The sequence below is a fragment of the Kocuria sp. CCUG 69068 genome (assembly GCF_020833785.1).
Taxonomy (GTDB): Bacteria; Actinomycetota; Actinomycetes; order Actinomycetales; family Micrococcaceae; genus Kocuria; species Kocuria rosea.
In genome coordinates, this window is sequence record NZ_PDDL01000004.1 from 53,332 (window position 1) to 76,996 (window position 23,665).

27 protein-coding genes are annotated in these 23,665 nt (G+C 73.4%); 16 read left to right on the forward strand and 11 right to left on the reverse strand.

The annotated features are described in order from the left end of the window. Positions 1-74 precede the first annotated feature (74 nt). Complete coding sequence (gene abc-f / locus CRM73_RS01515) at positions 75-1,673, forward strand: ribosomal protection-like ABC-F family protein (RefSeq protein ID WP_017834289.1); 1,599 nt, start codon at positions 75-77, stop codon at positions 1,671-1,673. 21 nt (positions 1,674-1,694) lie between these two features. On the opposite strand, the gene CRM73_RS01520 is transcribed toward abc-f, so the two are convergent. Genes CRM73_RS01520 through CRM73_RS01530 form a run of 3 tightly spaced genes read right to left on the reverse strand, consistent with a single transcriptional unit; the run spans position 1,695 to position 3,505 of the window. Next, on the reverse strand, positions 1,695-2,681 hold the full coding sequence (locus tag CRM73_RS01520) for an SURF1 family protein (RefSeq protein WP_126346334.1): 987 nt from the start codon (positions 2,679-2,681) through the stop codon (positions 1,695-1,697). Beyond that, on the reverse strand, positions 2,678-2,956 hold the full coding sequence (locus tag CRM73_RS01525; protein WP_109222749.1) for a hypothetical protein: 279 nt from the start codon (positions 2,954-2,956) through the stop codon (positions 2,678-2,680). The genes CRM73_RS01520 and CRM73_RS01525 overlap by 4 nt, the downstream gene beginning before the upstream one ends. A 54-nt stretch (positions 2,957-3,010) precedes the next feature. Continuing rightward, entirely contained in the window at positions 3,011-3,505 is a 495-nt protein-coding gene (locus CRM73_RS01530; protein WP_109222748.1) for a DUF3099 domain-containing protein, read from the reverse strand. 176 nt (positions 3,506-3,681) lie between these two features. On the opposite strand from CRM73_RS01530, the gene CRM73_RS01535 reads away from it, so the two are divergent. The 3 genes from CRM73_RS01535 (at position 3,682) to CRM73_RS01545 (ending at position 5,940) form a co-directional block, all read left to right on the forward strand. Next, entirely contained in the window at positions 3,682-4,410 is a 729-nt protein-coding gene (locus CRM73_RS01535) for a beta-ketoacyl-ACP reductase (protein ID WP_017834285.1), read from the forward strand. 45 nt (positions 4,411-4,455) lie between these two features. Further along, complete coding sequence (locus CRM73_RS01540; protein WP_229586549.1) at positions 4,456-5,214, forward strand: SDR family oxidoreductase; 759 nt, start codon at positions 4,456-4,458, stop codon at positions 5,212-5,214. A gap of 216 nt (positions 5,215-5,430) precedes the next feature. Then, positions 5,431-5,940 (forward strand): SRPBCC family protein, encoded by a 510-nt coding sequence (locus tag CRM73_RS01545; protein ID WP_017834360.1) that lies wholly within the window; start codon positions 5,431-5,433, stop codon positions 5,938-5,940. 17 nt (positions 5,941-5,957) lie between these two features. Here CRM73_RS01545 and CRM73_RS01550 read toward each other — a convergent pair whose 3' ends face one another. Beyond that, positions 5,958-6,350, reverse strand: coding sequence for a VOC family protein (locus CRM73_RS01550; RefSeq protein WP_109222747.1), 393 nt, complete (start codon positions 6,348-6,350; stop codon positions 5,958-5,960). Between the two features lie 37 nt (positions 6,351-6,387). Beyond that, entirely contained in the window at positions 6,388-6,804 is a 417-nt protein-coding gene (locus CRM73_RS01555) for a VOC family protein (protein ID WP_035923955.1), read from the reverse strand. Between the two features lie 107 nt (positions 6,805-6,911). On the opposite strand from CRM73_RS01555, the gene CRM73_RS01560 reads away from it, so the two are divergent. After that, a complete protein-coding gene (locus tag CRM73_RS01560; RefSeq protein ID WP_176337718.1) occupies positions 6,912-7,466 on the forward strand; it encodes a dihydrofolate reductase family protein in 555 nt (184 codons plus the stop codon). Here CRM73_RS01560 and CRM73_RS01565 read toward each other — a convergent pair. Beyond that, on the reverse strand, positions 7,424-8,224 hold the full coding sequence (locus tag CRM73_RS01565; protein WP_109222746.1) for an amidohydrolase: 801 nt from the start codon (positions 8,222-8,224) through the stop codon (positions 7,424-7,426). The genes CRM73_RS01560 and CRM73_RS01565 overlap by 43 nt on opposite strands. Positions 8,225-8,335: 111 nt before the next feature. Here CRM73_RS01565 and CRM73_RS01570 point away from each other — a divergent pair, with 111 nt between their 5' ends. Beyond that, positions 8,336-8,746 carry a hypothetical protein gene (locus CRM73_RS01570; RefSeq protein ID WP_017834355.1) on the forward strand — a complete coding sequence of 137 codons (411 nt, stop codon included), beginning with the start codon at positions 8,336-8,338 and terminating at the stop codon, positions 8,744-8,746. Positions 8,747-8,801: 55 nt separating this feature from the next. Here CRM73_RS01570 and CRM73_RS01575 read toward each other — a convergent pair whose 3' ends face one another. The 5 genes from CRM73_RS01575 to CRM73_RS01595 all read right to left on the reverse strand — a co-directional run bounded on the left by CRM73_RS01575 (position 8,802) and on the right by CRM73_RS01595 (position 13,366). Then, positions 8,802-9,077: a helix-turn-helix transcriptional regulator gene (locus CRM73_RS01575; RefSeq protein WP_095651514.1), complete on the reverse strand. Its 276-nt coding sequence runs from the start codon at positions 9,075-9,077 to the stop codon at positions 8,802-8,804. Between the two features lie 41 nt (positions 9,078-9,118). Beyond that, on the reverse strand, positions 9,119-9,784 hold the full coding sequence (locus CRM73_RS01580; RefSeq protein ID WP_017834353.1) for a response regulator: 666 nt from the start codon (positions 9,782-9,784) through the stop codon (positions 9,119-9,121). Further along, positions 9,781-11,580 (reverse strand): sensor histidine kinase, encoded by a 1,800-nt coding sequence (locus CRM73_RS01585; protein WP_052132715.1) that lies wholly within the window; start codon positions 11,578-11,580, stop codon positions 9,781-9,783. The genes CRM73_RS01580 and CRM73_RS01585 overlap by 4 nt, the downstream gene beginning before the upstream one ends. Before the next feature lie 111 nt (positions 11,581-11,691). Continuing rightward, complete coding sequence (gene serB, locus CRM73_RS01590; protein ID WP_017834351.1) at positions 11,692-12,621, reverse strand: phosphoserine phosphatase SerB; 930 nt, start codon at positions 12,619-12,621, stop codon at positions 11,692-11,694. Between the two features lie 46 nt (positions 12,622-12,667). Next, on the reverse strand, positions 12,668-13,366 hold the full coding sequence (locus CRM73_RS01595) for a FadR/GntR family transcriptional regulator (RefSeq protein WP_229586550.1): 699 nt from the start codon (positions 13,364-13,366) through the stop codon (positions 12,668-12,670). Positions 13,367-13,572: 206 nt separating this feature from the next. Between CRM73_RS01595 and CRM73_RS01600 the strand changes: the two genes are divergently transcribed. The 10 genes from CRM73_RS01600 (at position 13,573) to CRM73_RS01645 (ending at position 23,419) form a co-directional block, all read left to right on the forward strand. After that, positions 13,573-14,955 carry an SLC13 family permease gene (locus CRM73_RS01600; RefSeq protein WP_229586551.1) on the forward strand — a complete coding sequence of 461 codons (1,383 nt, stop codon included), beginning with the start codon at positions 13,573-13,575 and terminating at the stop codon, positions 14,953-14,955. 53 nt (positions 14,956-15,008) lie between these two features. Further along, positions 15,009-16,301 carry a CoA transferase gene (locus CRM73_RS01605; protein ID WP_229586553.1) on the forward strand — a complete coding sequence of 431 codons (1,293 nt, stop codon included), beginning with the start codon at positions 15,009-15,011 and terminating at the stop codon, positions 16,299-16,301. After that, positions 16,298-17,221: an enoyl-CoA hydratase/isomerase family protein gene (locus tag CRM73_RS01610; RefSeq protein ID WP_052132714.1), complete on the forward strand. Its 924-nt coding sequence runs from the start codon at positions 16,298-16,300 to the stop codon at positions 17,219-17,221. The genes CRM73_RS01605 and CRM73_RS01610 overlap by 4 nt, the downstream gene beginning before the upstream one ends. Positions 17,222-17,281: 60 nt before the next feature. After that, complete coding sequence (locus CRM73_RS01615) at positions 17,282-18,067, forward strand: ABC transporter ATP-binding protein (RefSeq protein WP_031283465.1); 786 nt, start codon at positions 17,282-17,284, stop codon at positions 18,065-18,067. 9 nt (positions 18,068-18,076) lie between these two features. Further along, on the forward strand, positions 18,077-18,946 hold the full coding sequence (locus CRM73_RS01620) for a sulfite exporter TauE/SafE family protein (protein WP_051063812.1): 870 nt from the start codon (positions 18,077-18,079) through the stop codon (positions 18,944-18,946). Between the two features lie 119 nt (positions 18,947-19,065). Then, a complete protein-coding gene (locus CRM73_RS01625) occupies positions 19,066-19,869 on the forward strand; it encodes an RNA methyltransferase (RefSeq protein WP_109268975.1) in 804 nt (267 codons plus the stop codon). Positions 19,870-19,996: 127 nt separating this feature from the next. Further along, positions 19,997-20,551, forward strand: coding sequence for a hypothetical protein (locus CRM73_RS01630; RefSeq protein ID WP_167508885.1), 555 nt, complete (start codon positions 19,997-19,999; stop codon positions 20,549-20,551). A 226-nt stretch (positions 20,552-20,777) separates the two neighbouring features. Then, positions 20,778-21,038: a type B 50S ribosomal protein L31 gene (locus tag CRM73_RS01635; RefSeq protein WP_017834341.1), complete on the forward strand. Its 261-nt coding sequence runs from the start codon at positions 20,778-20,780 to the stop codon at positions 21,036-21,038. A 133-nt stretch (positions 21,039-21,171) separates the two neighbouring features. After that, complete coding sequence (locus tag CRM73_RS01640; RefSeq protein ID WP_229586555.1) at positions 21,172-22,236, forward strand: biotin/lipoate A/B protein ligase family protein; 1,065 nt, start codon at positions 21,172-21,174, stop codon at positions 22,234-22,236. 130 nt (positions 22,237-22,366) lie between these two features. Further along, positions 22,367-23,419: an LCP family protein gene (locus tag CRM73_RS01645; RefSeq protein ID WP_017834339.1), complete on the forward strand. Its 1,053-nt coding sequence runs from the start codon at positions 22,367-22,369 to the stop codon at positions 23,417-23,419. The last annotated feature ends 246 nt before the right edge of the window (positions 23,420-23,665 follow it).

Consider the following 23,665-nt stretch of genomic DNA (forward strand, 5'->3'; position numbering starts at 1 on the left):
GGGACCGGTAGAATGGACAGGTTGCCCGGTCAGGGCACCCACTCCTCACCACTGCCTCCCGAAAGGTCTCCTCCGTGATCACTGTCCAGAACCTCGAACTGCGTGCCGGTGCGCGGCTGCTCATGGACGAGGTCAACTTCCGGGTGGACAAGGGGGACAAGATCGGCCTGGTCGGGCGCAACGGCGCCGGCAAGACCACGATGACCAAGGTCCTCGCCGGGGAGACCCTGCCCGCGGGCGGGACGGTCACGCGCACCGGGGCCATCGGCTACCTCCCGCAGGACCCCAAGGTCGAGGACATGGAGCAGCTGGCCCGGGACCGCATCCTCTCCGCCCGCAACCTCGCGGGCGTCGTCGCCCGCCTGCGCCAGGCGGAGCAGGACATGGCCTCCGAGGACGACGCCGTGCGCAGCAAGGCCATGCGCGGCTACGACCGGCTCGAGTCGGAGTTCCTCGCCGGCGGCGGCTACGCCGCGGAGTCCGAGGCCGCGACGATCACGTCCAACCTGGACCTGCCCGAGCGGATCCTCGACCAGCCGCTGCGCACCCTCTCCGGCGGGCAGCGCCGTCGCGTGGAGCTGGCCCGCATCCTGTTCTCGGACGCCGACATCATGCTCCTCGACGAGCCCACCAACCACCTGGACGCCGACTCCGTGGTGTGGCTGCGGGACTTCCTGAAGAACTTCCAGGGCGGGCTGCTGGTGATCAGCCACGACGTGGAGCTGATGGAGATGGTGGTCAACAAGGTCCTGTACCTGGACGCCAACCGCTGCGTCATCGACCTGTACAACATGGGCTGGAAGAACTACCTGCTGCAGCGCGAGCAGGACGCCCACCGCCGCAAGCGCGAGTACGCCAACGCGGAGAAGAAGGCCACCGCGCTGATGGACCAGGCCAACAAGATGCGCGCCAAGGCCAGCAAGGCCGTGGCCGCCCAGCAGATGATCAAGCGCGCCGAGCGGCTCATGAACGGCCTCGAGGGCGAGCGCCAGGCGGACAAGGTCGCGAACATCCGCTTCCCGAAGCCCGCCGACTGCGGCAAGACCCCGCTGACCGCCCGGGACCTGTCCAAGTCCTACGGCTCGCTCGAGATCTTCAACGACGTGGACCTGGCCATCGACCGGGGCTCCCGGGTGGTCATCCTCGGGTTCAACGGCGCCGGCAAGACCACGCTGCTGCGGATGCTGGCGGGCGAGGCCCAGCCGGACACCGGTGAGGTGGTCCCGGGGCACGGCCTCAAGCTCGGCTACTTCGCCCAGGAGCACGACACCCTGGACCCGGACCGGACGGTGCTGGAGAACATGCGCTCCGCCGCCCCGGACCTCGCCGACACGGAGGTCCGCAACGTCCTGGGCTCGTTCCTGTTCCAGGGCGACGACGTGTCCAAGCCGGCCGGGGTGCTCTCCGGCGGCGAGAAGACCCGCCTGGCGCTGGCGACCCTCGTGGCCTCCTCCGCCAACGTGCTGCTGCTCGACGAGCCGACCAACAACCTGGACCCGGCCTCCCGCCGGGAGATCCTCAACGCGCTGCGCACCTACGAGGGCGCGGTCGTGCTCGTCTCCCACGACGAGGGCGCGGTCGAGGCGCTGGACCCCGAGCGCGTGGTGATCCTGCCCGACGGCACCGAGGACCTGTGGAGCCAGGAGTACCAGGACCTCATCTCCCTCGCCTGACGGCGGGCGCCCCTTGCGACGTCAGTCGCGGGCGGCGGAGGTGTGCTCGCGCTCCAGGGCGTCCAGCATCGCGTCCTCCTCGTCCTCCCACGTGGGGCCGGAGCGCCGGCGCTGCGGCCGGGGGCGCATGAGCGACTTGAGGTGGGCCGGCATGTCGTCGGCCATCTCGAGCTGGCGGACGACGAGCTCCTCGTCGCCCTCGCCGATGTAGTTGCCGTCTTCGTCGTAGAACCGTGCGAGCCGGCGCTCCATCTCCTGGGCGAACTGGCGGTCCCAGGCGTCGTTGCGGGCCTGCTGCCGGGCGGCGTAGCCCCAGGCCACGAAGAACAGCGCCGCGAACGCGTACCACTGCAACGAGTAGGACAGGTGCGGCCCGGAGTCGATCTCCGGCTCCGGAGCCGGCGCGGGGGCCGCCGCGGGGGCCGGGTCCTCGGCGAAGACCTCGCCGTAGGCCGCCGTCCCGATCGGCCGGTCCCAGCGCTCGCGCAGCTCCTCGAGGTCGATCGAGGCGATCTGGCCCGCGGGGGCGCCGCGGCTGACGGCCGGCTCCCCGGGCTGGAGCCGGGCGGTGACCGTCACCCGGCCGGCGGGCGGGGCCGGCACCTCGTCCGGCATCCCGTTGGCCGCCTCACCCGTGGGGATCCAGCCGCGGTCGAGGACCACGACGTCCCCGTCCTGCGTGCGGAACGGGACGAGCACCTCGTAGCCGACGCGTCCGTCCTGCGGCCTGTTGCGGACCAGCACCTGGTCCTCGGGCAGGTACTCGCCCGTGAGCTCGACGGGGTGCCAGGTGAGGCGCTCGTCGTGGACGGCGAACTGCTCGGCGGCGGCCGCACCGGTCAGGGGCTCGGCGCGGTAGTTCTGCGTGATCTTGGCGTTCTCGCCGACCAGGTGGTCGTTGCGGTCCATCTGCCAGCCGCCCAGGTACACCGAGACCACGGCGGCGGCGCAGGCGAGAAGGAAGAAGCCGAGCCACTTGCCGCTGAGCAGGAAACGGTAGTCGTTCATCCCCGGGGCTCCTGCGCGGGGCCGGCGTCGGCGAGGGGGACGGTGTCCTTCCAGAAGCCGCGCGCGCCGAGGAACTGCTCGAGGTCGCCGCGGTGCTCGGGGCACGCCAGCCACGTCTTGCGGCGCTCCGGGGCGTGGATGCGCGGGTTGTTCCAGCGGATCTGCCACGCGGCGTCCGCGCGGCAGCCCTTGCGGGAGCACTGCGGGGTGTCGGGCCCGGCCGGGGGAGCGTCGGCGCCTCGCGGGGACAGCGATCCGAGCAGGTCGAACTCCACGGCGGTCGTGCTCCTCAGGGTCTTCGGCGGATCCCGGTACGGCCCGCGGCGGGCTCAGGCCGCTCCGCGGCGCCGGGTGGTGTCGTCCTCGACAGTAGCGGAGGAAGCCGGGTCCCCGCTGGGAGCGGTCGTGCTCCCGCGGCCGTCCGGGACGGAGTCGTCCTCGCGGTGCCCGGCGACGAACTCGCCCTCGAGCACGAAGTCGATCGCCAGGGGCGGGGCCGGCGGCCGCGGCTCGGGGGCGGCGGCCAGCGCCGGCGCGGCGGGCGGCTCGTAGTACTGGCTCGTCCGGGCGGAGCGGTCGTTGCTGTTGGCCAGCAGCACCGCCATCCACGGCAGCACGGCCACGCCCAGGATCGCGACGCCGCGCATCCAGATGTTGTCGACCGCGACGAACACGATGAGGCACACGATGCGCAGGCCCATCTGGATGCTGTAGACCTTCATCCGGTGGCCCATGTCCTGCGTGTGCGGCTCCGCGGTGGCGGTGATGGAGTGGACGTCGTCCTGGCCGGCGGCCTCGCCGGTCGTGAGATAGCGCTTGCTCATGGTCCTCCCAACAGACGATCAAGTATCTCACCGGGGTCCGACATCGAGAAGGCGGTCCTCCGGGGCTGCCGTCCGGTCGCCCGCGGCGACCGGTACGATTGGGGGGATTTCCCCGCGGGCCGGCGCCGACCGGCGTGCCGCGCACCCGCGACCCACGACCGAAAGGCCCCCTCCCCATGGCAGACGAGCAGCGCAGCCCGGCCCCCCGCACCGTCCTCGTGACCGGCGGCAACCGCGGGATCGGACGGGCCATCGCCCAGGCGTTCCAGGACGCCGGGGACAACGTGGCCGTCACCTACCGCTCCGGCGAGGCGCCCGAGGGCTTCTTCGCGGTGCAGGCCGACGTCACCGACTCCGCGTCGATCGACGCCGCGTACAAGGCCGTCGAGGCCGAGTTCGGCCCGGTCGAGGTCGTCGTGGCCAACGCCGGGATCACCCGGGACACCCTGCTGCTGCGGATGAAGGAGCAGGACTTCCAGGACGTCGTGGACACCAACCTCACCGGCGCGTTCCGCGTGGTGCAGCGCGCCGCCAAGGGATTCATGCGCCTCAAGCGCGGGCGCGTGGTCCTCATCTCCTCCGTGGTCGGGCTCTACGGCTCGCCCGGGCAGGTCAACTACGCCGCGTCCAAGGCCGGTCTGGTCGGCATCGCCCGGTCGATCACCCGGGAGCTGGGCGGGCGCAACGTGACCGCCAACGTCGTCGCCCCCGGGTTCATCAACACGGAGATGACCGCGGCGCTGCCGGAGGACACCCAGAAGAACTACCTCGCCTCGATCCCGGCCGGCCGGTTCGCCGAGCCGGAGGAGGTCGCCGCCGTCGTGCGCTGGATCGCCTCCGACGAGGCGAAGTACATCTCCGGCGCCGTCATCCCCGTGGACGGCGGCCTCGGCATGGGCCACTGAGCCCCGCCGCCCCCTGATCCCCGCACGTTCCACCGAAGGAGCACCATGAGTTCACTTGCAGGCAAGACCGCCGTCGTCACCGGGTCCTCGCGCGGCGTCGGCGCCGACACCGCGAAGCTGCTGGCCGGGGAGGGCGCCAACGTGGTCGTCAACTACCGGCAGAAGGCGCCCCGCGCCAACAAGGTCGTCAAGGAGATCGAGGCGGCCGGCGGGAAGGCCATCGCCGTCCAGGCGGACTTGACCGAGCCCGAGGACGTCCGCAACCTGTTCGCCCGCGCCGTGGAGGCCTTCGGCGGGGTGGACGTGCTCGTGCTCAACGCCTCCGGCGGCATGGAGACGGACCTCGGTGAGGACTACGCGCTCAAGCTCAACCGGGACGCGCAGAACGACACCCTCAGCGCCGCGCTGGAGCACCTGCCCGAGGGCGGGCGCGTGGTCTTCGTGACCAGCCACCAGGCGCACTTCATCAACGACGTCGAGACCATGCCGGAGTACGTGGAGGTCGCCAAGTCCAAGCGCGCGGGTGAGGACGCCCTCACCGCCCGCATCCCGGAGCTGACCGGGAAGGGCATCACGTTCGTGGTGGTCTCCGGCGACATGATCGAGGGCACCGTGACCGCGACCCTGCTCAACCGGGCCCGTCCGGGGGCGCTCGAGGAGCGCCGCGAGGCCGCCGGCAAGCTCTACTCCGTGCAGGAGTTCGCCGAGGAGATCGCCCGCATGGTCACCGCGGACGTCCCCACCGGGCACGTCGAGCTCGTCGGCGGCGCCGACGACTTCCTGGCGAAGGCCGGTCGCCGCTAGGCCCACGGCCCCCGACGACGGCGGGGCGGGCGCCCTCCCGGGTGACCGCCCCGCCGCCGTCCCTGCCGCCACCGGAGCCCGCGGCGGCGTGAAACCGTCCGCAATGTGACGCCGTCCGCCCTCCGGGGGTGCTAATCATGGACTCCACGGCACGAGGCCGATCGCGCCTCGGCCAGGAGCACCTCCGCGCGGTGCGGAGCCGAGCGAGGAGCCACCATGACCCCACAGCCCACCGGACGCCTCGACCCCGGCGGTCACCTCGTCCTCACCCGCACGTTCCGCGCCCCCGTCGAGGAGGTCTGGGCCGCGGTGACGGACCCCGCCCGGCTGGCCCGGTGGTACGGGACGTGGAGCGGTGACCCGGCCACCGGGCGCGTCGAGGTGCTGCTGACGGTCGAGGACCTGGACGAGCCCGAGCCCCTGCTGATCCGCCGCTGCGACCCGCCCCGGCACCTGGCGCTCACCCTGGGCACGGCGGCCGACGCCTGGCGCGTGGACCTCGACCTCCAGGACGAGAACGGCACCACCGTCCTGCGGCTCACCCACCGGTACCCGGACCCCGACGAGGTGGAGTCGGTCGGGCCCGGCTGGGAGTACTACCTGGACCGGCTCGTGGCCGCCGAGACCGGCGGGGACCCGGACGCCGTCGACTTCGCCCGGGACTACCACCCCGCGATGTCCGGGCACTACCGGCCGCTCGCCGAGCAGCTCCGGGCCCGGGACTGATCCCCGCCGGACGGGTCTCACCCGGGGTGGGGGCTCGCGATCTGGATGAGGTTGCCGCAGGTGTCGTCGAGCACCGCGGTGGTGTACGGGCCCGAGACCGTGGGCTCCCGGACGAAGTGCACGCCGCGCTCGCGCAGCCGCTCGTACTCCGCCCGCACGTCCTTGACCCCGAAGCTCGTGAAAGGGATGCCGTCGGCCACGAGCGCGGCCTTGAACGGCCCCACGGCGGGGTGCTCGGAGGGCTCGAGCACCAGCTCGACGCCCTCGGGCGCCTGGGGCGAGACCAGGGTGAGCCAGCGGGCGCCGCCGGCGGGGACGTCGTGCTTGACCATGAAGCCGAGCTTGCCGGTGTAGAACAGCAGCGCCTGCTGCTGGTCGTCGACGAAGACGCTGGTGTGGGTGATGCGCATGGGACGCTCCTTCTCGGGTCGGGCGGCGCGGGGCGCGTCAGGAGCCGGCGTCGCCGACGCTGAACATCCAGTGGATGCCGAACCGGTCGGTGCACATCCCGAACAGACCGCCCCAGGGGGCCTCCTCGAGCGGCATCGTGACGGTCCCGCCCGCGCCCAGTGCCTCCCACCAGCCGCGCATCACGGACTCGTCGTCCCCGCTCACGGAGACCGAGACGTTCTCGCCGACGGCCAGGTCCATGCTGTTCGGGGTGTCGGCGGCCATCAGGACCATGCCGGTCCCGGTGGTGAGCATCGAGTGCATCACCTTGTCCTGCTCCGCCGGGTCGTCGCTGGCCCCGTACTCGCTGAACCGGCTGACCGACAGCTCCCCGCCGAACACCGAGCGGTAGAAGGTCATCGCCTCCTCTGCCGTGTCCCGGAACGAGAAGTAGGGATTGAGCAGCATGGGCATGGCCGGGCCTTCCGCGTCGATCGGTCGATGCTCCCATCATGACGCCGTCCGCGGCGCGGGGGAAGCAACCCTGGGAAGCCGCCGGAGGGGTGCGTAACCTGGTGCGCATGAGCAGAACGCAGTACTACGTGGCGGCCAGCGCCGACGGGTACATCGCCGACCGGGAGAACCACCTCGACTGGCTGCTGCAGTACGGCTTCGAGGCCTACCAGGAGCACTACGACGCGTTCCTGGGCGACGTCGGCGCGCTCGCGATGGGCGCGAGCACGTACGAGTTCGTCCTCGACCAGGGGGACTGGGCCTACGGGGACCTGCCGGTCTGGGTCTTCACCCACCGCGAGCTGCCGCGGCCGGCGGGGGCGGAGCCGACCTTCGTCAGCGGACCGGTCACGATGCACGCCGAGGCCCTGGTCGCCGCCGCGGGCGAGCGGAACCTGTGGGTGGTGGGCGGCGGGAAGCTCGCGGCCCAGTTCGCGGACGCCGGTCTGCTCGACGAGCTGTGGCTGACCTACATGCCGATCGTGCTGGGCGGAGGACATCCCGTCCTCCCGACCGCGGCGGCGCGCGACCTGCGGCTCCAGCGCACCACCCACTTCGAGGGCGGCGCCGTGGAGCTGCGCTACGTCCTGGAGGGCCCGGACCGGCAGGTGTGGCCGGAGTAGCCGCTCTCCGCCGCCGCGCGCGGCAGCCCGTACCAGGCCGCGGCGTTGTCGTGCAGCACGGCCGCCGCGGCGCCGGTGCCCAGGGTCTCGGCGACCAGCGCGACGTCCGCGTCCCGGAACGGGCGCTCCGCCCGGGTGCTCGGCAGATCGGTGCCGAAGAGCAGGGCGGTCGGGTCCACGGCGTGGATCCGGCGCAGCGCGTCCGGCACGTCGAGGTCGACGCGCCCGAACCCCGTGGCCTTGACCTTCACGCCCCGCTCGACGAGCTCGAGCAGCCGCGGCAGCCCCGCCGCGCTCATGCCGAGGTGGTCGACGCCGGCCCGCGGCAGGCGCCGCAGCACAGGGGCGAGGTGCTCCAGCGCGGCGGCGTCCGCGTAGAACTCGGCGTGCCACCCGGCGAGGTCGTGCACCCGCCGGGCGAGCCGCTCGATGCCGGCAGGGTCCGCGTCGGCACCGCGGCGGAGGGTGAAGCGCACCGCCCGCACCCCGGCCCCGTGGAGCTCGCGCACCTGCTCGTCCGGGACGGCGGGCGGCAGCTGGGTCACGCCGACGAATCCGGGGCCGAGCTCCGCCAGCGCCGAGCGCAGCCACTCCTGGGCGTGGCCCTGGAAGGAGCCGCTGACCACGGCCCCGCCCGCCACGCCCAGCCCCCGGACCCTGCGCCGGTAGTCCCCGACCGTGAAGGTCGGCGGCAGGTACCCCTGGTTGGGCACCAGCGGGAACCGCGGGTCGACCACGTGCAGGTGGGCGTCGATCATGCGGTCATTCTGCCCGAGACCGTGGGGCGGTGCGCGGGGGCGGGCCGGTCCGGCGGCGCGACCGGGGTGGCGCCCACCCTCGTTGCTTCCGCACACATACACTGCATGCCTGTGACCACCACTGTCCTGACCCCCGACCACGTGCTCCAGGCCGCCGAGGAGGCCCTCGACCGGGCCCGGCGAAGCTACGCCCGGAAGCTGCTGCGCCTGGTGGCCGCCGAGCTGGCGCGCCGCCACCCCGACGCGGTGCGCCTGGACGTGCTCGGTCACGACGGTGACCAGGAGTTCTTCGTCGACGCCCTGCGCGACGCCGCGGGCGACTACGTCTGGGGCGACCCGGGCCGGGTCGTGGTGGTGCGCGAGACGGCCGACGACGAGCTCGGCGGCACCGTCACGGTCGCCGCGCGGGACGTGCGCGAGCTCGTGGGCCGCGCCCTGGACGCCTACGCCGGACCGCTGGAGCGGCTGCTGCACCACGACGAGCAGAGCGACACCTACTGGCTGGACCTGACCGCGCCCTGACCGGCCCCGGGACCGTCCCGGCCTGGGCGCGGCGACCGTGCCCGGGCGGTGCGGATCACTCCTCGTAGGGGGGCCACAGGCTGACCCCCAGCCGCACCTCGAGGCGGGCGATGGTGTACCCGTCCGGCCAGACGTGCCCGTCCAGGATCCGGGACAGCGCCGTGTGGTCGACACCGGTGAGCGCCCCCAGCTCCCGCAGCGTGCGGGACCCCGCGGCCGCCCGTAAATTCAGCGCGAACAGCCTCGCCCGCTCCGCCACCGGGTCACCGCAAATCTCGTCCGGCCAGGAGAGACACTGGTCCTGTGGTTCCGGTCGCACCCTGCTCGCCATGGCGGGCAGTCTAGGGACCGGCCCTGAGCATGAACCTGGGATCAGGAGGCCGCGGGCCCGTAGCGGTGCTCCGGGCGGCCCGTGCTCCCGTAGCGGAGCTGGATCTCGACCGACCCGTCCTCGGCCAGTGCGGAGAGGTAGCGCTGGGCGGTGGCCCGGGAGATGCCGACCTTCCGGGCGATCTCCGCGGCCGAGAGGGGCACCCCGGCCTCCAGGGCCGCCAGGACCGAGCCCTCCGTCGCGGACCGGGTGCGCTCGCCGGGGGAGGCGGTCTCGCCCGGGTGCAGGGCGTGCAGGGCGCGGTCCACGGTCTCCTGTGTCAGCGCGTCCCGGTCGGTGAGCAGCCGGCGGTACCGGGCGTAGGCCCGCAGGGTGCGCGCCAGCCGCTCGTTCGGGAACGGCTTGATGAGGTAGGCGAGCGCGCCGCGGCGGACGGCGGTCCGCACGGAGGCCGGGTCGGCCGCCGCGGTGAGCATGATGACGTCCACGTCGAGGGCCCGCAGCAGGTCCAGGCCGAGCGCGTCGGGCAGGTAGACGTCCAGCAGCACGAGGTCGGGCTGGTGTGCGTGGACGGTGCGCATCGCCTGCTCGGCGGTGCCCACGGGGGTCAGCGCCGTGAAGCCCGGCACGGCGTTGACGAAGCCGGCGTGCAGCCGTCCCACGTGGAAGTCGTCGTCGACCACGAGGACCACCAGGTCGTCGCTCATCCTGCACCTCCTGATCTGCCGGCGGACCGTTCGCCGCCGACGTCGGCCCCGGGCCCGGGGTCGCGGACCACGGTACCGGGCAGGCGGGCGCAGAAGACGGCTCCCGGCCCGCCGGGGCGTCCGGGATCGGCCACCCACACCTCTCCGCCGCGCCGGCGGGCCAGCTCCCGGCTCAGGGACAGGCCGAAGCCCTGGCCGTGGACGTCGGGCAGCACGGCGAACGGCGCTGCGCCCTCGTCCCCGGATCCGCCGGCGGGAACGGCGGTGGACCAGCCCTGGGCGAAGATCGGCTCGGGGTCCGCCACGGGGAGCCCGTCGCCGGAGTCGGCCACGACGAGGTGCAGGGTGCCCTCCCCGCCGGTCCAGTCGTCGAGCAGCTCGACCTCGACCCAGCGGTCTCCCGCCGCGCCCTGGACGGCGGCGCGGACGGCGTTGTCCACGAGGCTGCCGATCACGGTGGTGACGTCCTGCGGGTCCGTGATGCGGCCGCGGACGAGGGTGTCGGCGCCGATGCGCAGGCTCACGCCGCGCTCGGCGGCCTCGACGCTCTTGGCCCCCAGGAACGCCTGCAGGTAGGGGTCGCGCAGCAGCTGGGCCCCCTCGGCGGGGTAGCTGAGGGGGCCGGTCTCGGTGACCTCGGCCACGTACCGGCGGGCCTCCTCGGCGTCGCCGATCGCGAGCAGCCCCGCGATGGTGTGCAGGCGGTTGGCGAACTCGTGGCGCTGGGCGCGCAGGGCGGTGCTGAGGGCGCCGACGGCGTCGAGCTGGCGGGTCAGGGACTGCAGCTCGGTGCGGTCCCGGATCAGGACCACCCAGCCCAGCGGGGGCAGGCCCGGGCGGTCGGGCCGGACGGCGCGGGCGGAGAGGATCAGCACGTGCCGGCCGACGACCTGCTCCACGGCCGGGGACGCGGGGGTCGCCGCGGCGAGCAGCGCCGCGAAGGACGCCGGCAGGCCCGCCTCGGCCAGCGGGGTCCCCACGAGCCGGGCGGGCTCCGCCACACCCAGCAGCCGTCCCGCCTCGGCGTTGACCACGGTGATGCGGTGCTCGGGGGAGATGCCGATGACGCCTTCGTCGACCCCGCGCAGCACCGCCTCCTGGTCCTGGGCGAGCGTGGCGATCTCCTCGGGCTCCAGGCCGAGGGTGAGGCGCTTGAGCCGGCGCGCGATCGCCGCGGAGGCGGCCGCTCCGAGGCCGAGGGCGCCCACGGCGGTGGCGGCCACGGGGGTGATGTCCTCCCGCAGGGTGGCGAGCATGTCCGTGCGGGAGATCCCCACGCTGACGGCGCCCACCACGGCGGCGTCCGTACCCGGGGCGTACACCGGGACCTTGGCCCGGGCGGAGCGCCCCAGGGTGCCGCGCTCCTGGCTCGTGACCTCCCGCCCGGCCAGGGCCTCGGTGGGGTCCGTGCTGACGGGCCGGCCCAGCTGCTCGGGATTGGGGTGGGAGAGCCGCAGCCCGGTGTCGTCGGTGATCACCACGAAGAGGGAGTCCGTGCGGTCGCGGACCTCCTCCGCGGCGGTCTGCAGGGCGCCCCCGGACAGCACCTCCGGGTCGAGGTCCGCGGGACCGGCGTCGAGCAGGTCCGCCACGCCCGCGCGGACGTCGTCGTCGGCGGCGACCGACCGGGCGATGGACAGCGCCTGGCCCTCGGCGTCGCGGCCCAGCCGCTCGTAGGTCAGCCAGGCGTAGACGCCCCCGCACAGGGCGACGACGAGGGTCACCACGGCGAGGTGCAGCAGCATCATCCGGGCCAGGAAGCCGGGGCGCTGCCGGGGCGCACCGGGTGCCGTCACTGTCTCTCCTCGGGGCCGGGCGCGGTCTCGTGCTCGAGGGCCGCGCGTGCTGCATCCCACTCTACGACCCGGGTCGCCCGCCGGGAGCGGGGTCCCGGCGGGGGCGGGGGATCAGAGGTCGGCGAAGAACCGGACCGCGTCGAGGTTCGGCAGGTTGACCTGGGCGTCGGCGGCCGCGCGCAGGGCGGGCTTGGCGTTGTAGGCCACCCCGAGCCCGGCGGCCGTGAGCATGTCGAGGTCGTTGGCGCCGTCGCCCACGGCGATGACGTCCTCGGGGGCGACGTCGAGCTCCTCGGCCCAGGTCCGCAGGCACCGCTCCTTGACGGTGCGGTCCACGACCTCGCCGAGCACCCTGCCGGTGAGCGTGCCGTCGACGACCTCGAGGGTGTTGGCCGCGTGCCGGGTGAGCCGCAGCTGCTCGGCGAGCGGGGTGAGGACGCCCAGGAAGCCGCCGGAGACCGCCGCCACGGCGTGCCCCTCCCGCAGGAAGGCCTTGACGAGCACGTCCGCGCCGGGGGAGAGCCGCACCGCGGCCAGGACCTCGTCGAGCACGGACGCGGGCAGCCCGGCGAGGGTCTCGACGCGCGCGAGCAGGGACTCGGCGAAGTCCAGCTCCCCGAGCATGGCCGCCCGGGTCACGGCGGCGACCTCGGCCTCGCGCCCCGCGTGGGCGGCGAGCATGTCCACCACCTCCTGCTGGATGAGCGTGGAGTCGACGTCCATGATGAGCAGCTTCTTGCGCCCGGGATCGAAGAGGGTGGTCGGCACCACGTTGACGTCCACGCCCGGCAGCATCTGGGTCAGCGGGTCGGGGCGCAGGGCGGCGAGCAGGGCGGTCGCGTCGGAGCCGTGCACGAGCGCGGTGAAGGCGTTGTAGCCGGGGACCTCCGAGTCCGGCCCGGCCGAACCGGGGCCGGTGACCCGCACCGTGGAGAAGCGCTCGACCTCGGCGCCGGCGTCCTGCACGAGGGTGAGGATGCGCTCACGGGCCTCCGGGTCCGGATTCTGGGCAAACGCGATGACGGCGAGGTCGGTGGTCATGTGCGCCAGCTTATCGGCAGGCGCGGGCAACGGCCGACCGGGGCCCTCACTCGGGGCGGAGCACCGCGACGTCGGAGACGAGCTCGATGTGCTCGGCCATCGCGCGGGCCGCCCGCTCGGGCTCCCGGTCGCGGATGGCGTCCACGATCGTCCGGTGGGACTCCAGGGACCGTTCGGGGCGGCCCTGCTGGCTCAGGGACTCGATGCGGGTCTCCCGCACGAGTCCGGAGATCTCGGCCATCATCCGCGCCAGGACCGAGGAGTGGGCGGCGGCGGTGACCGCGGCGTGGAACAGCTCGTCGCCCTCCAGCCCCCGGCCGCCGCCGGCGATGTCCTGCGCCATGAGCGCCAGGGCGTGCTCGATGGCGGACAGGTCCTCGGGGGTGCGCCGGGCCGCGGCCAGGGCGGCGATCTTGGTCTCCACGGCGCTGCGGGCGTCGACGATGTCCGGCAGCCGATCGGCGTGCTCGCGCAGTCCCCGCAGCACCACGGCGCTGGAGGGCCGGTAGCGCAGCACCGCCCCGCTGCCGTGCTGCACGTCGATCACCCCGAGCACCTCCAGGGCCACCAGGGCCTGGGCGACGGTGGCCCGGGAGACGCCCAGGCTGTCGGCGAGGTCCCGCTCCGGGGGGAGCCGGTCGCCGGTCTCGAGCCGGTCCTGGATGACGTGGTCCAGCAGCCGCTCCACCACCTGCTCGTAGAGCCGAGGGCGTTCCACCCGGTCGATCCTGTTGGGCCCTGCCATGTCCGTCCTCCCCGGTCGCACGGCGCCGGAGCGTCCCGGCGGCGCGGCACCACCCAGTGGCGTCCGGCCCCTATGCTAGCCCAACGATTGACAAGGACCCCTAGTGTTCTATTGGCTAGTCCAAAACTGGCGGTGTGATCCACACCACTGTTCCCGCAGGAGCTCCACCCTCACCGGCGGGACCGTCCTCGTCCGAAGGAAGACCCATGGGCCCAGAAGTGCTCTCCATCATCATCCTGGCCGCGATGTTCGTCGTGGCCACCGTCCTGCCCGTCAACATGGGGGCGCTGGCCTTCGTGGGCGCGTTCGTGCTGGGGGTGTTCGTCCTCGGGATGGACACCGACCAGATCCTCGAGGCGTTCCCCGGCGGGCTGTTCCTCACCATCGTGGGGGTGACCTATCTGTTCGCCATCGCCCAGAAGAACGGCACCGTGGACCTGCTCGTGCAGGCGGCGGTGAAACTGGTGGGCAGCCGGGTCGCGCTGATCCCGTGGATCATGTTCTTCATCACTGCCGTGATCACCGCCGTGGGTGCCCTGTCACCGGCCGCCGTGGCGATCATCGCCCCGATCGCGCTGAGCTTCGCCGCCAAGTACAAGATCAATCCCCTGATGATGGGCATGATGGTCATCCACGGCGCCCAGGGCGGCGGCTTCTCGCCGATCTCCGTCTACGGAGTGACCGTCAACGGCATCGTCGCCGGGGCCGGCCTGGACGTCAGCCTCACCGCGGTGTTCCTCTCCAGCCTGGTCTTCAACCTGCTGATCGCCGTGGGCCTGTTCGTGACCCTCGGTGGGCGCGGCCTCGTCTCGGCCCGCGCGGAGGACTTCGTGGAGCGGGCCTCCGAGGCCCGCCTGTCCCGCAGCCGGGTCGCCGCCGGGCACGCCGGGGACCGGGACGTGGACTTCAAGGGCTTCGGCTCGGGCATGTACGGTCCCCGTGACCCGGCCGGATCCTCCGAGCCCCCGGTCCGGCGCGAGGGCAGGGACGGACTGCTCCCGCAGGCCGCCACCATCCTGGGCCTGGTCGTACTGGCCGTCGTCGCCCTGGGCTTCGGCGTGGACGTGGGCTTCGTGGCCATCACCGTCGCCGTCGTCCTGGCCCTGGTCTCCCCGAAGGCTCAGAAGGGCGCGGTCAACAAGATCGACTGGTCCACCGTGCTCCTGCTCGGCGGCATGCTCACCTTCGTCGGCGTGCTGCAGGAGGCGGGCACCATCGAGTACGTCTCCAACGGCGTGGCCGGCCTGGGGATGCCGCTGCTGGCGGCGCTGCTGATCTGCTACATCGGCGCCGTCGTCTCCGCCTTCGCCTCTTCGACCGCCATCCTCGCCGCGCTCATCCCCCTGGCCGTGCCCTTCCTGCTCGCGGGCGAGGTCGGGGCCACCGGGCTGATCTGCGCCCTGGCCGTGGCCTCGACCATCGTCGACGTCTCCCCGTTCTCCACCAACGGCGCGCTCGTGCTGGCCAACGCCCCCGCCGACGTGGACCGCGACGTCTTCTACAAGAAGATCCTCGTCTACGCCACCGGCGTGGTCGTCATCGGCCCGCTGCTGGTCTGGGCCGTGATGGTCGCCCCCGGCTGGCTGTAGCCCGCAGCCCCGCCCCGCCGATGCCCACCGACCCGATCACGGAGGAACCCGCCATGACCGACATCCAGCCCGCCACCGGCACCCCGCCCCGCACCGACCCCCAGGAGCCCTCGCCGTCCGGCGGCCCCCTGGCCGGCACCCTCGTCGTGGACCTGTCCCGTGCCCTCGCCGGCCCGCACGCGGCCATGATGCTCGCCGACCTGGGCGCGCGGGTCGTTAAGATCGAGAGCCCCGGCACGGGTGACGACACCCGCGGGTGGGGCCCGCCCTTCGTGGGACCGGAGGACGACCCGCAGGCCACGTACTTCCTGTCCTGCAACCGCAACAAGGAGTCCGTGGCCCTGGACCTCAAGTCCGAGGACGGCGGGCAGGTGCTCCGGGCGCTCGTGGAGCGCGCCGACGTCCTGGTGGAGAACTTCCGGCCCGGGGTGCTGGACCGGCTCGGCTTCTCCGTCGAGGAGCTGCACCGCCTGAACCCCCGCCTGGTGGTGCTCTCCATCACCGGCTTCGGCCACGACGGACCGGAGTCCCGGCGCTCCGGCTACGACCAGATCGTCCAGGGCGAGGCCGGGCTCATGTCGCTCACCGGTTCCGGCCCGGACGACCCCCAGCGGGTGGGCGTGCCCATCGCCGACCTGCTGGCCGGGATGAACGGCGCCTACGGCGTGCTGGCCGCCCTCTACGAGCGCGAGCGCACCGGGGCCGGGAAGGTCGTGCGCACGTCCCTGCTGTCCTCGGTGGTCGGGGTGCACGCCTTCCAGGGCACCCGCGCCACCGTGGCCCACGAGGTGCCGCGGGCCCAGGGCAACCACCACCCCTCCATCGCGCCCTACGGCCTGTTCGCCTGCCGCGGCGGGAAGGTGCAGATCAGCGTGGGCAGCGAGAAGCTGTGGCGCACCTTCGCCGGGGCCTTCGGGATCGACCCCGACCGGCCGGAGTTCGCGACCAACGCCGACCGCGTCCGCAACCGCCCGGCCGTGATCGCCGCCGTCGAGGAGGCCTTCGCCGCGCACGGTCCCGAGGAGCTGCTGGAGCTGCTGGCCGGGATCGGCATCCCGGCCGGGAAGGTCCGGACCCTGGACGAGGTCTACGCCTGGGAACAGGTGCGCTCGCAGGGGCTGGTCGTGGGCGTCGACCACGAGGTCCTCGGTCCCGTCGAGCTGCCCGGACCCGCGGTGCGGTTCTTCGCCCCCGGCGACACGGACGAGACGACACGGCGGGACCACGCCGCCCCGCCCGTGCTCGACCAGCACGGTGCCTCCGTCCGCGACTGGCTCGCGGGCACCGCGACCGGGGCCGGCCCCACCGGGAACACCACCGACCCGAAGACGGAGGCCCTCCGATGACCGCTCAGCCCCTCCCCGAGATGTCCACCGGCGCCCTGGAGGTCCGGCGGGAAGGACCCGTGGCCTGGGTGGTCCTCGACCGCCCCGACCGGCGCAACGCGCTGTCCCCGGCGATGTGGGCGGCCCTGCCCGGCGTGCTGGAGAAGCTGGACGCCGACCCCGGCGTGCGGGTGATCGGGCTGCGCGGGGCGGGCGGGGTGTTCTCCGCCGGGGCCGACATCGCCGAGGTGTTCGAGTGCCTGGGGGAGCCCGGCACCGGGCTGCCCCGCGGCGGGCTGCTCACCGAGGCCGAGGCGGCCCTGGCCGCGGTGCACAAGCCCACCGTGGCGGCCCTGGAGGGGTACTGCATGGGCGGGGCCTGGATGCTGGCCGGCGCCTGCGACCTGCGCATCGCCACGGCCTCCCTGCGCATCGGACTGACCCCGGCCCGGATCGGCATCGTGTTCCCGGCCTCCGGGATCCAGCGTCTGGTCCGCCTGGTGGGCCCCGGCACGGCCTCCTACCTGCTGCTCACCGGCGACACCGTCACCGCCGCCGACGCCGAGCGGTGGGGCATGCTCACCCGCGTGGTGGAGGACGCCGGCTTCGAGTCGGCCCTGGAGCAGGTGGTCACGGACCTGGCGGGGCGGTCCCAGCTCTCCGTGCAGGCCCACAAGCACCTGATCGCGCTCGCCTCCCCGGACGAGGGCGAGGCGGCCGGGTTCGGCGCCGACGAGATCTCCGAGGCCCTGTTCCGGGAAGTCCTCGACGGACCCGACGCCCGCATCGGGCAGCGGGCGTTCCTGGCCAAGGAGACGCCCCGCTTCCGCTGGGCCGGGGAGGACTTCTGGGCCGCCCGCTCCGGCGCCGCCGGGAGGGGCAGGGAGCACCGCGCGTCGATCATCCGTGGGCGGTGGCCGCGCCGCTCCGCCCGTCCCTGACGGGGTGCGTGCCGCACCGGCACGCCGGTGCGGCGCTCCGCGTGTCCTAGAGTGGCGGGTATGAGTGCTGTGGTGGAGATGGTGGACGTCAGCGTGGTCCGCGGACAGAAGACCCTGCTGGATTCCGTGGACTGGGTCGTCAACGAGGGCGAGCGCTGGGTCATCCTCGGCCCCAACGGCGCCGGCAAGACCACCCTGCTGTCCATCGCGGCCGCCCGCCTGCACCCCTCCCGGGGCATGGTCGACATCCTGGACGAGATCCTCGGCGCGGTGGACGTGTTCGAGCTGCGCCCCCGCATCGGGCTGACCTCCGCCGTGCTCGCCACCCAGATCCCCGACGCCGAGTCCGTGCGCAACTGCGTGGTCACCGCCGCGTACGGGGTGACGGGGCGGTGGATCGAGAGCTACGACGACGCCGACGAGGCCCAGGCGCAGGAGCTCATGGCCGCGTGGGGGATCGAGCACCTGGCGGAGCGCCGCTTCGGCTCGCTCTCGGAGGGGGAGCGAAAGCGCGTCCTGATCGCCCGCGCCCTGATGACCGACCCCGAGCTGCTGCTGCTCGACGAGCCCGCCGCCGGCCTGGACGTGGGCGGGCGGGAGGACCTGGTGGCCCGGCTGGACGAGCTGGCCCGCGACGGGGCGTCCCCGGCGATCGTCATGGTCACCCACCACCTCGAAGAGGTGCCCGACGCCTTCACCCACGCGCTGCTGCTGCGCGAGGGCCGGGTGGTGGCCGCGGGCCCCGTCCGCACCGTCATGACGCAGAAGAACCTCTCCGAGACCTTCGGCCTCCCGCTGAAGCTGGTGAAGGTCGGCAACCGCTTCGCCGCGTTCGGCCGGTCCTGACCCGACGTGGTGCCCGACACGCTCGCAGCCCTCGCCGCGGACTTCCCGTTCGAGTGGTGGCAGGCCGCCCTCATCCTGCTCGCCGGCGTCGCCGCCGGACTGATCAACACCATCGTCGGCTCGGGCACCCTCGTCACCTTCCCCGTGCTCGTGACCATGGGCGTCCCGCCCGTGACCGCGTCCATGTCCAACGCGATGGGCCTGATCGCCGGCAACCTCACCGGCGCCTGGAACTACCGCCACGAGCTCGCGGGCGTGGAACGGACCCTGCTCAAGCTCATCCCCTGCTCCGCGCTCGGCGGGGTGATCGGCGCGTGGCTGCTGCTGCACCTGCCCGAGGAGGTCTTCGGCTACGCCGCGCCGGGGCTGATCGTCGTCGCCCTCCTGTTCGTGGTCTTCCAGCCGCGGCTCCAGGCTCTGGTGCGCCGGCGCAAGGACGAGCAGGCCGAGGCCGCCGCCGCGGCGGCCCGGGCCCGGGGGGAGACCCCCCGCACCCTCGACCCGGACCGGGCCCCGCAGCCCGCGTCCCTGTACGTCCTGGTGTTCCTGGCCGGGATCTACGGCGGGTACTTCGTGGCCGCCCAGGGCGTGCTGCTGCTCGGCATCCTGGGCGTCTTCCTGCTCGCCTCGCTGCAGGCCGCCAACGCCGTCAAGGTGGTGCTGGTGGCGGCGGTGAACATCGTCGCCGCCGTGTCCTACATCCTCTTCGCGTTCGACCGGATCAACTGGTGGGTGGTGCTGCTCATCGCCCTCAGCTCCACGGTGGGCGCCTGGGCGGGGGCCAAGATCGGCCGCCGGCTCTCCCCGGTCCTGCTGCGCACCGTGATCGTGGTGCTCGGCGTCGTGGCCCTCGTGAGCCTCGTGTCCCAGCTGCTCTGAGACCGGCCGGGCCCCGGACGGGCTCCGGCTACCATTCGGGGCGGACCCCCTCCGCGGCCCCGACCCCGCCCGCCTCGAACCCCGACCCCGAAGAGACCCCCGTGACCGACCTCCCCCAGATGATCCGCCTCGACAGCGCCGACGACCCCCGGGTGGCCGACTACGCCCGCCTGACCGACGTCCGGCTGCGGCGCAAGCTCGAGCCCGAGCGCGGCATGTACATCGCCGAGTCCTCCAAGGTGCTCCGCCGGGCGCTCGCGGCCGGGCACACCCCTCGGTCCTTCTTCATGGCGGAGAAGTGGCTGGAGGACCTCGCGGACGTCCTCGCCGAGCACCCGGACGTGCCCCTGTACGTCGGCCCGGACGAGGTGCTCGAGCAGATCACCGGCTTCCACCTGCACCGCGGGGCGATCGCGGCCATGCAGCGCCCGGAGCCGGTGGAGCTGGAGCGGCTCCTGGCGTCGTCGCACCGGGTGGCGGTCCTCGAGGACATCGTCGACCACACCAACGTGGGGGCGATCTTCCGTTCGGCCGCCGCGCTGGACGTCGACGCCGTGCTCGTCACCCCGCGCTGCGCCGATCCCCTGTACCGGCGCTCCATCCGGGTCTCCATGGGCACCGTGTTCCAGGTCCCGTGGACCCGGCTGCAGCACTGGACGGCCGACCTGCAGCGGATCAAGGACGCGGGCTTCACCACTGCGGCGCTCGCCCTGAGCGACGACTCGATCACCCTCCAGGAGCTGTCGGCGCGCCGCGACGAGCGCCTGGCCCTGGTCCTCGGCACCGAGGGGGACGGGCTCAGCGCCGCCGCCGTCCACCACGCGGACCTCACCGTGCGGATCCCGATGTCCCACGGCGTGGACTCCCTCAACGTCGCCGCCGCCTCGGCCGTGGCCTTCTGGGAGACCCGGCCCTGCCGCTGACGCCCCGCCCCATAACGATTGCTGACCCAGTTCACCCTCACCTGGAGACTTAGCATTCGGAAAGGCGGATCATGGGAGCACCCGCTCGAGCCCACCGGGGCCCGAGGGGTCTTGGAGAAGGTGCATCATGAAGAAAGTCATCTCATGGCTGGCGGCACTCGTGCTGGCCATGGGGCTGGGGCTCATCGTCCCCGGCAGCGCGAACGCCGCGGCCCCGTACTGCGGCATCACGTGGGGATCGGGGGCCAAGGCCCGCAGCGGTGAGGCGACCACGCCCCGCTACCCCCACGTCACGGACGTCCGGGCGGGGCAGCACCGCTGCTTCGACCGGATGGTGATCGACCTCGACGGCAGGCTGCGGGGCTACGACGTGCGCTACGCCCGGTTCACGGGCATCGGCTCCGGCGACCCCATCCCCCTGCGGGGGACCGACCTGGTGATCACGGCCAACGCCCCCGCCTACGACGGCAGGGGCAGGCCCACCTACGAGTTCGACGACCGGCGGGAGCTCGTGGACGTCGCCGGCTACCGCACGTTCCGCCAGGTCGCGTGGGGCGGCAGCTACGAGGCCCGGACATCGGTCGGCCTCGGCGTGCGCGCGCGGCTGCCGTTCCGGGTGTTCGTCCTCGACGGGCCGGGCCGGGGGTCGCGGCTCGTCGTGGACGTCGCCCACCGGTGGTGAGGCGCCGCGGCCGGGGCAGCGGCGCGGGGGGGAACGGCAAGCACCGGGCCCCCCCGCGCCGCGGGACGGCGGGTGAATTTCCACCGGCGATCCGGTACGCTGGACCGCTGGTGCCCGATGCCCCCGCCCTTCCCGGACCGCGCGGACGGACGACGACGGCGCACCGCCCACCGAGCGAAACCGTGGCTGGCAAAATCCAGGCACCGACGACAAAGGTTTGAACCCCATGAAGACTGACATCCACCCGGACTACCACCCGGTCCTCTTCCGCGACCTGGCCTCCGGCAAGACGATCCTGACCCGTTCCACCGCCACCTCGAAGAAGACCGAGACGTGGGAGGACGGCAACGAGTACCCGATCATCGAGGTCGAGATCTCCTCGGAGTCCCACCCGTTCTACACCGGCAAGCAGCGCATCATGGACTCCGCCGGCCGCGTGGAGCGCTTCAACGCCCGCTTCAAGAACTTCGGCAAGTCCAGCAGCTGATCTCCGTCCCGCTCGCGGGGCCCCGCACGATCGCCCGCAGGCCCGGACCGCACCGGTCCGGGCCTGCGCCGTGCCCGCGGTCCCCGGCGTAGGCTGACCCGGGACCACCGGCACGGACGAGGGAAGGACACGGATGGCGCAGGAGCGGCGGCACGGGGAGTACAAGGTGCTGGGCGGCAAGCTCGTGGTCGCGGACCTGGACGTGGTCGACGGGCGGCTGGCCGACGTCTCCGTGAACGGGGACTTCTTCCTCGAGCCCGACGAGGCCCTCGAGGACATCAACGCGGCGCTCACCGGGCTCAGCGAGCACGCCTCCCCGCAGGAGATCGTCGCGGCGGTCGAGGCGGCCCTCGCGCCCGACGTCGTGCTGTTCGGCTTCTCCCCGCAGGCGATCGCCACCGCGGTCCGCCGGGCCCTGGCCCACGCCACGACGTGGGACGACCACGCGTGGGAGGTCATCCCGCCCACCGTCCGCCCCACCCTGGAGAACCTCGCGCTCGACGAGGTCCTCGCCCGCGAGGTGGGCGCGGGCCGGCGCCCGCCCGCCCTGCGCCTGTGGGACTGGGAGGAGCCGTCCGTGGTGATCGGGTCCTTCCAGTCCCTGCGCAACGAGGTGGACGCCGAGGGCGCCCGGCGGCACGGCGTCTCCGTGGTGCGCCGCGTCTCCGGGGGCGGGGCCATGTTCATGGAGGCGGGCAACTGCATCACCTACTCGCTGTACCTGCCGCAGACGCTCGTGGACGGGCTCAGCTTCTCGGAGTCCTACCCGTTCCTCGACCAGTGGGTCATGCAGGCGTTCCAGGAGATGGGCCTGGAGGCGTTCTACGTCCCGCTCAACGACATCGCCACCGAGCACGGCAAGATCGGCGGAGCGGCGCAGAAGCGCTTCGCGGGCGGCGGGATGGTCCACCACGTGACCATGAGCTACGACATCGACGCGCAGAAGATGACCGAGGTCCTGCGGATCGGCAAGGAGAAGCTCTCCGACAAGGGGCACCGCTCGGCCAAGAAGCGTGTGGACCCGCTGCGCCGGCAGACCGGCCTGGCCCGCGCCGACGTCGTGGGCAAGCTCGTGGAGGTCTTCGCGGGCCGCTACGGCGCCGCGGAGGGCACCGTCCGGGACGCCGAGATCGCCGCCGCCCGCGAGCTCGTGCGCACCAAGTTCGCCACCCCGGAGTGGATCGCCCGGGTGCCCTGACCCGCCCGTGGCCCTTCTCCGCCCCCGGCTCTCCCAGCGACCTCCGGGCGACCTCCGAGCAGCGGCGGCCTAGCATGGGCGCACCGGCCGCGACCGGCGTCCGCCCGACCCACCGAACGGGGAGCCTCTGATGACCGTCCACGACCGCGAATCCGCCCGCGACGCCGACCGTGGTGCCGAGCGCGCGGCGGCCGCGCCGCGCCGCCGCCCGGTCCGGCGCGTGCTGCTGGTGCTCCTGGGTCTCGTGCTGGTCCTCGCCCTGGTGGCCGCCGCGTTCGTCTGGAACCTGGGACGGACCTTCGACGCCCGCAAGCAGGTCGTGGACGACGCGTTCCCCGCCGAGAGCGGGCGCCCCGCCGCGGGCTCCGCCCAGGACCGGGGCACCACCGTGCTGCTGCTCGGCGCCGACAGCCAGCCCGGCGGGCGGGCGGACGTGGGCGTCGAGGGGGTGCGGGCGGACACCATCATGCTGGTGCACCTCCCCGAGGACGGCGGCGAGGCCTACGTCATCTCCGTGCTGCGGGACACGTGGGTGCCGATCCCCGGGGTGGGGGAGGCGAAGATCAACGCCGCCCTCGATCTCGGCGGCGTCCCGCTGATGGTCGGGACGGTCGAGGACCTCTTCGGCACCCGGGTCGACCAGGTCGCCGAGGTGGACTTCGCCGGCTTCCAGGCCCTCACCGACGCCCTCGGCGGCGTGACCGTCGACGTGCCCCAGGACTTCGTGTCCAACGAGGGCATGACCTTCGAGCAGGGCCCCGAGCACATGGACGGGGAACGGGCGCTCGAGTTCGTCCGGGAGCGCAAGGCCTTCGAGGACGGGGACTTCCAGCGGGTGGAGAACCAGCGCAACTACGTCCAGTCCGCTCTCGAGCGGCTGCTCGGCCCGCAGACGCTGCTCAACCCGGTCCGGCTGCACACCGTGGTCAGCGACTTCTCGCCCTACCTGACGGTGAGCGAGGGGCTCGACGCGGCGTGGATCGCCGGGCTCGCCCCCGACCTGGCCGGTCTCTCCGCCGGGGACCTGCGGATGACCACGGCCCCCGATCAGGGCCTCGGCGTGTCCCCGGACGGGCAGTCCGTGGTCCTGCCCGACCTCGAGGCGATGGCGGGCATCGGCACGGCCGTCGCGGCGGACGATCTGGGCCCATATCTTGCTACGCTGAACCCTGACGATCAGTAGTTCCCCACCGGCCCCCGACCCGGCGAGAAACGTCTTCCCCCGCCCGCAGCACGCCCCGTGATCGACCGGGACGGCCCCTCTTGACCCCCCGCGAGAAGGCCATGCCGCACACTCCCCGCCCCTTCAGTCCGGACGACGAGCCCGAGGCCTTCTGGCTGCCCGCGGCCCGGCTTCTCCCCGCCGCCGCGGCGCGACCCGCCGCCCGCGCCCTGCTGCGCAGTCCCTGGCCCGAGGCCGGGGCCGCCG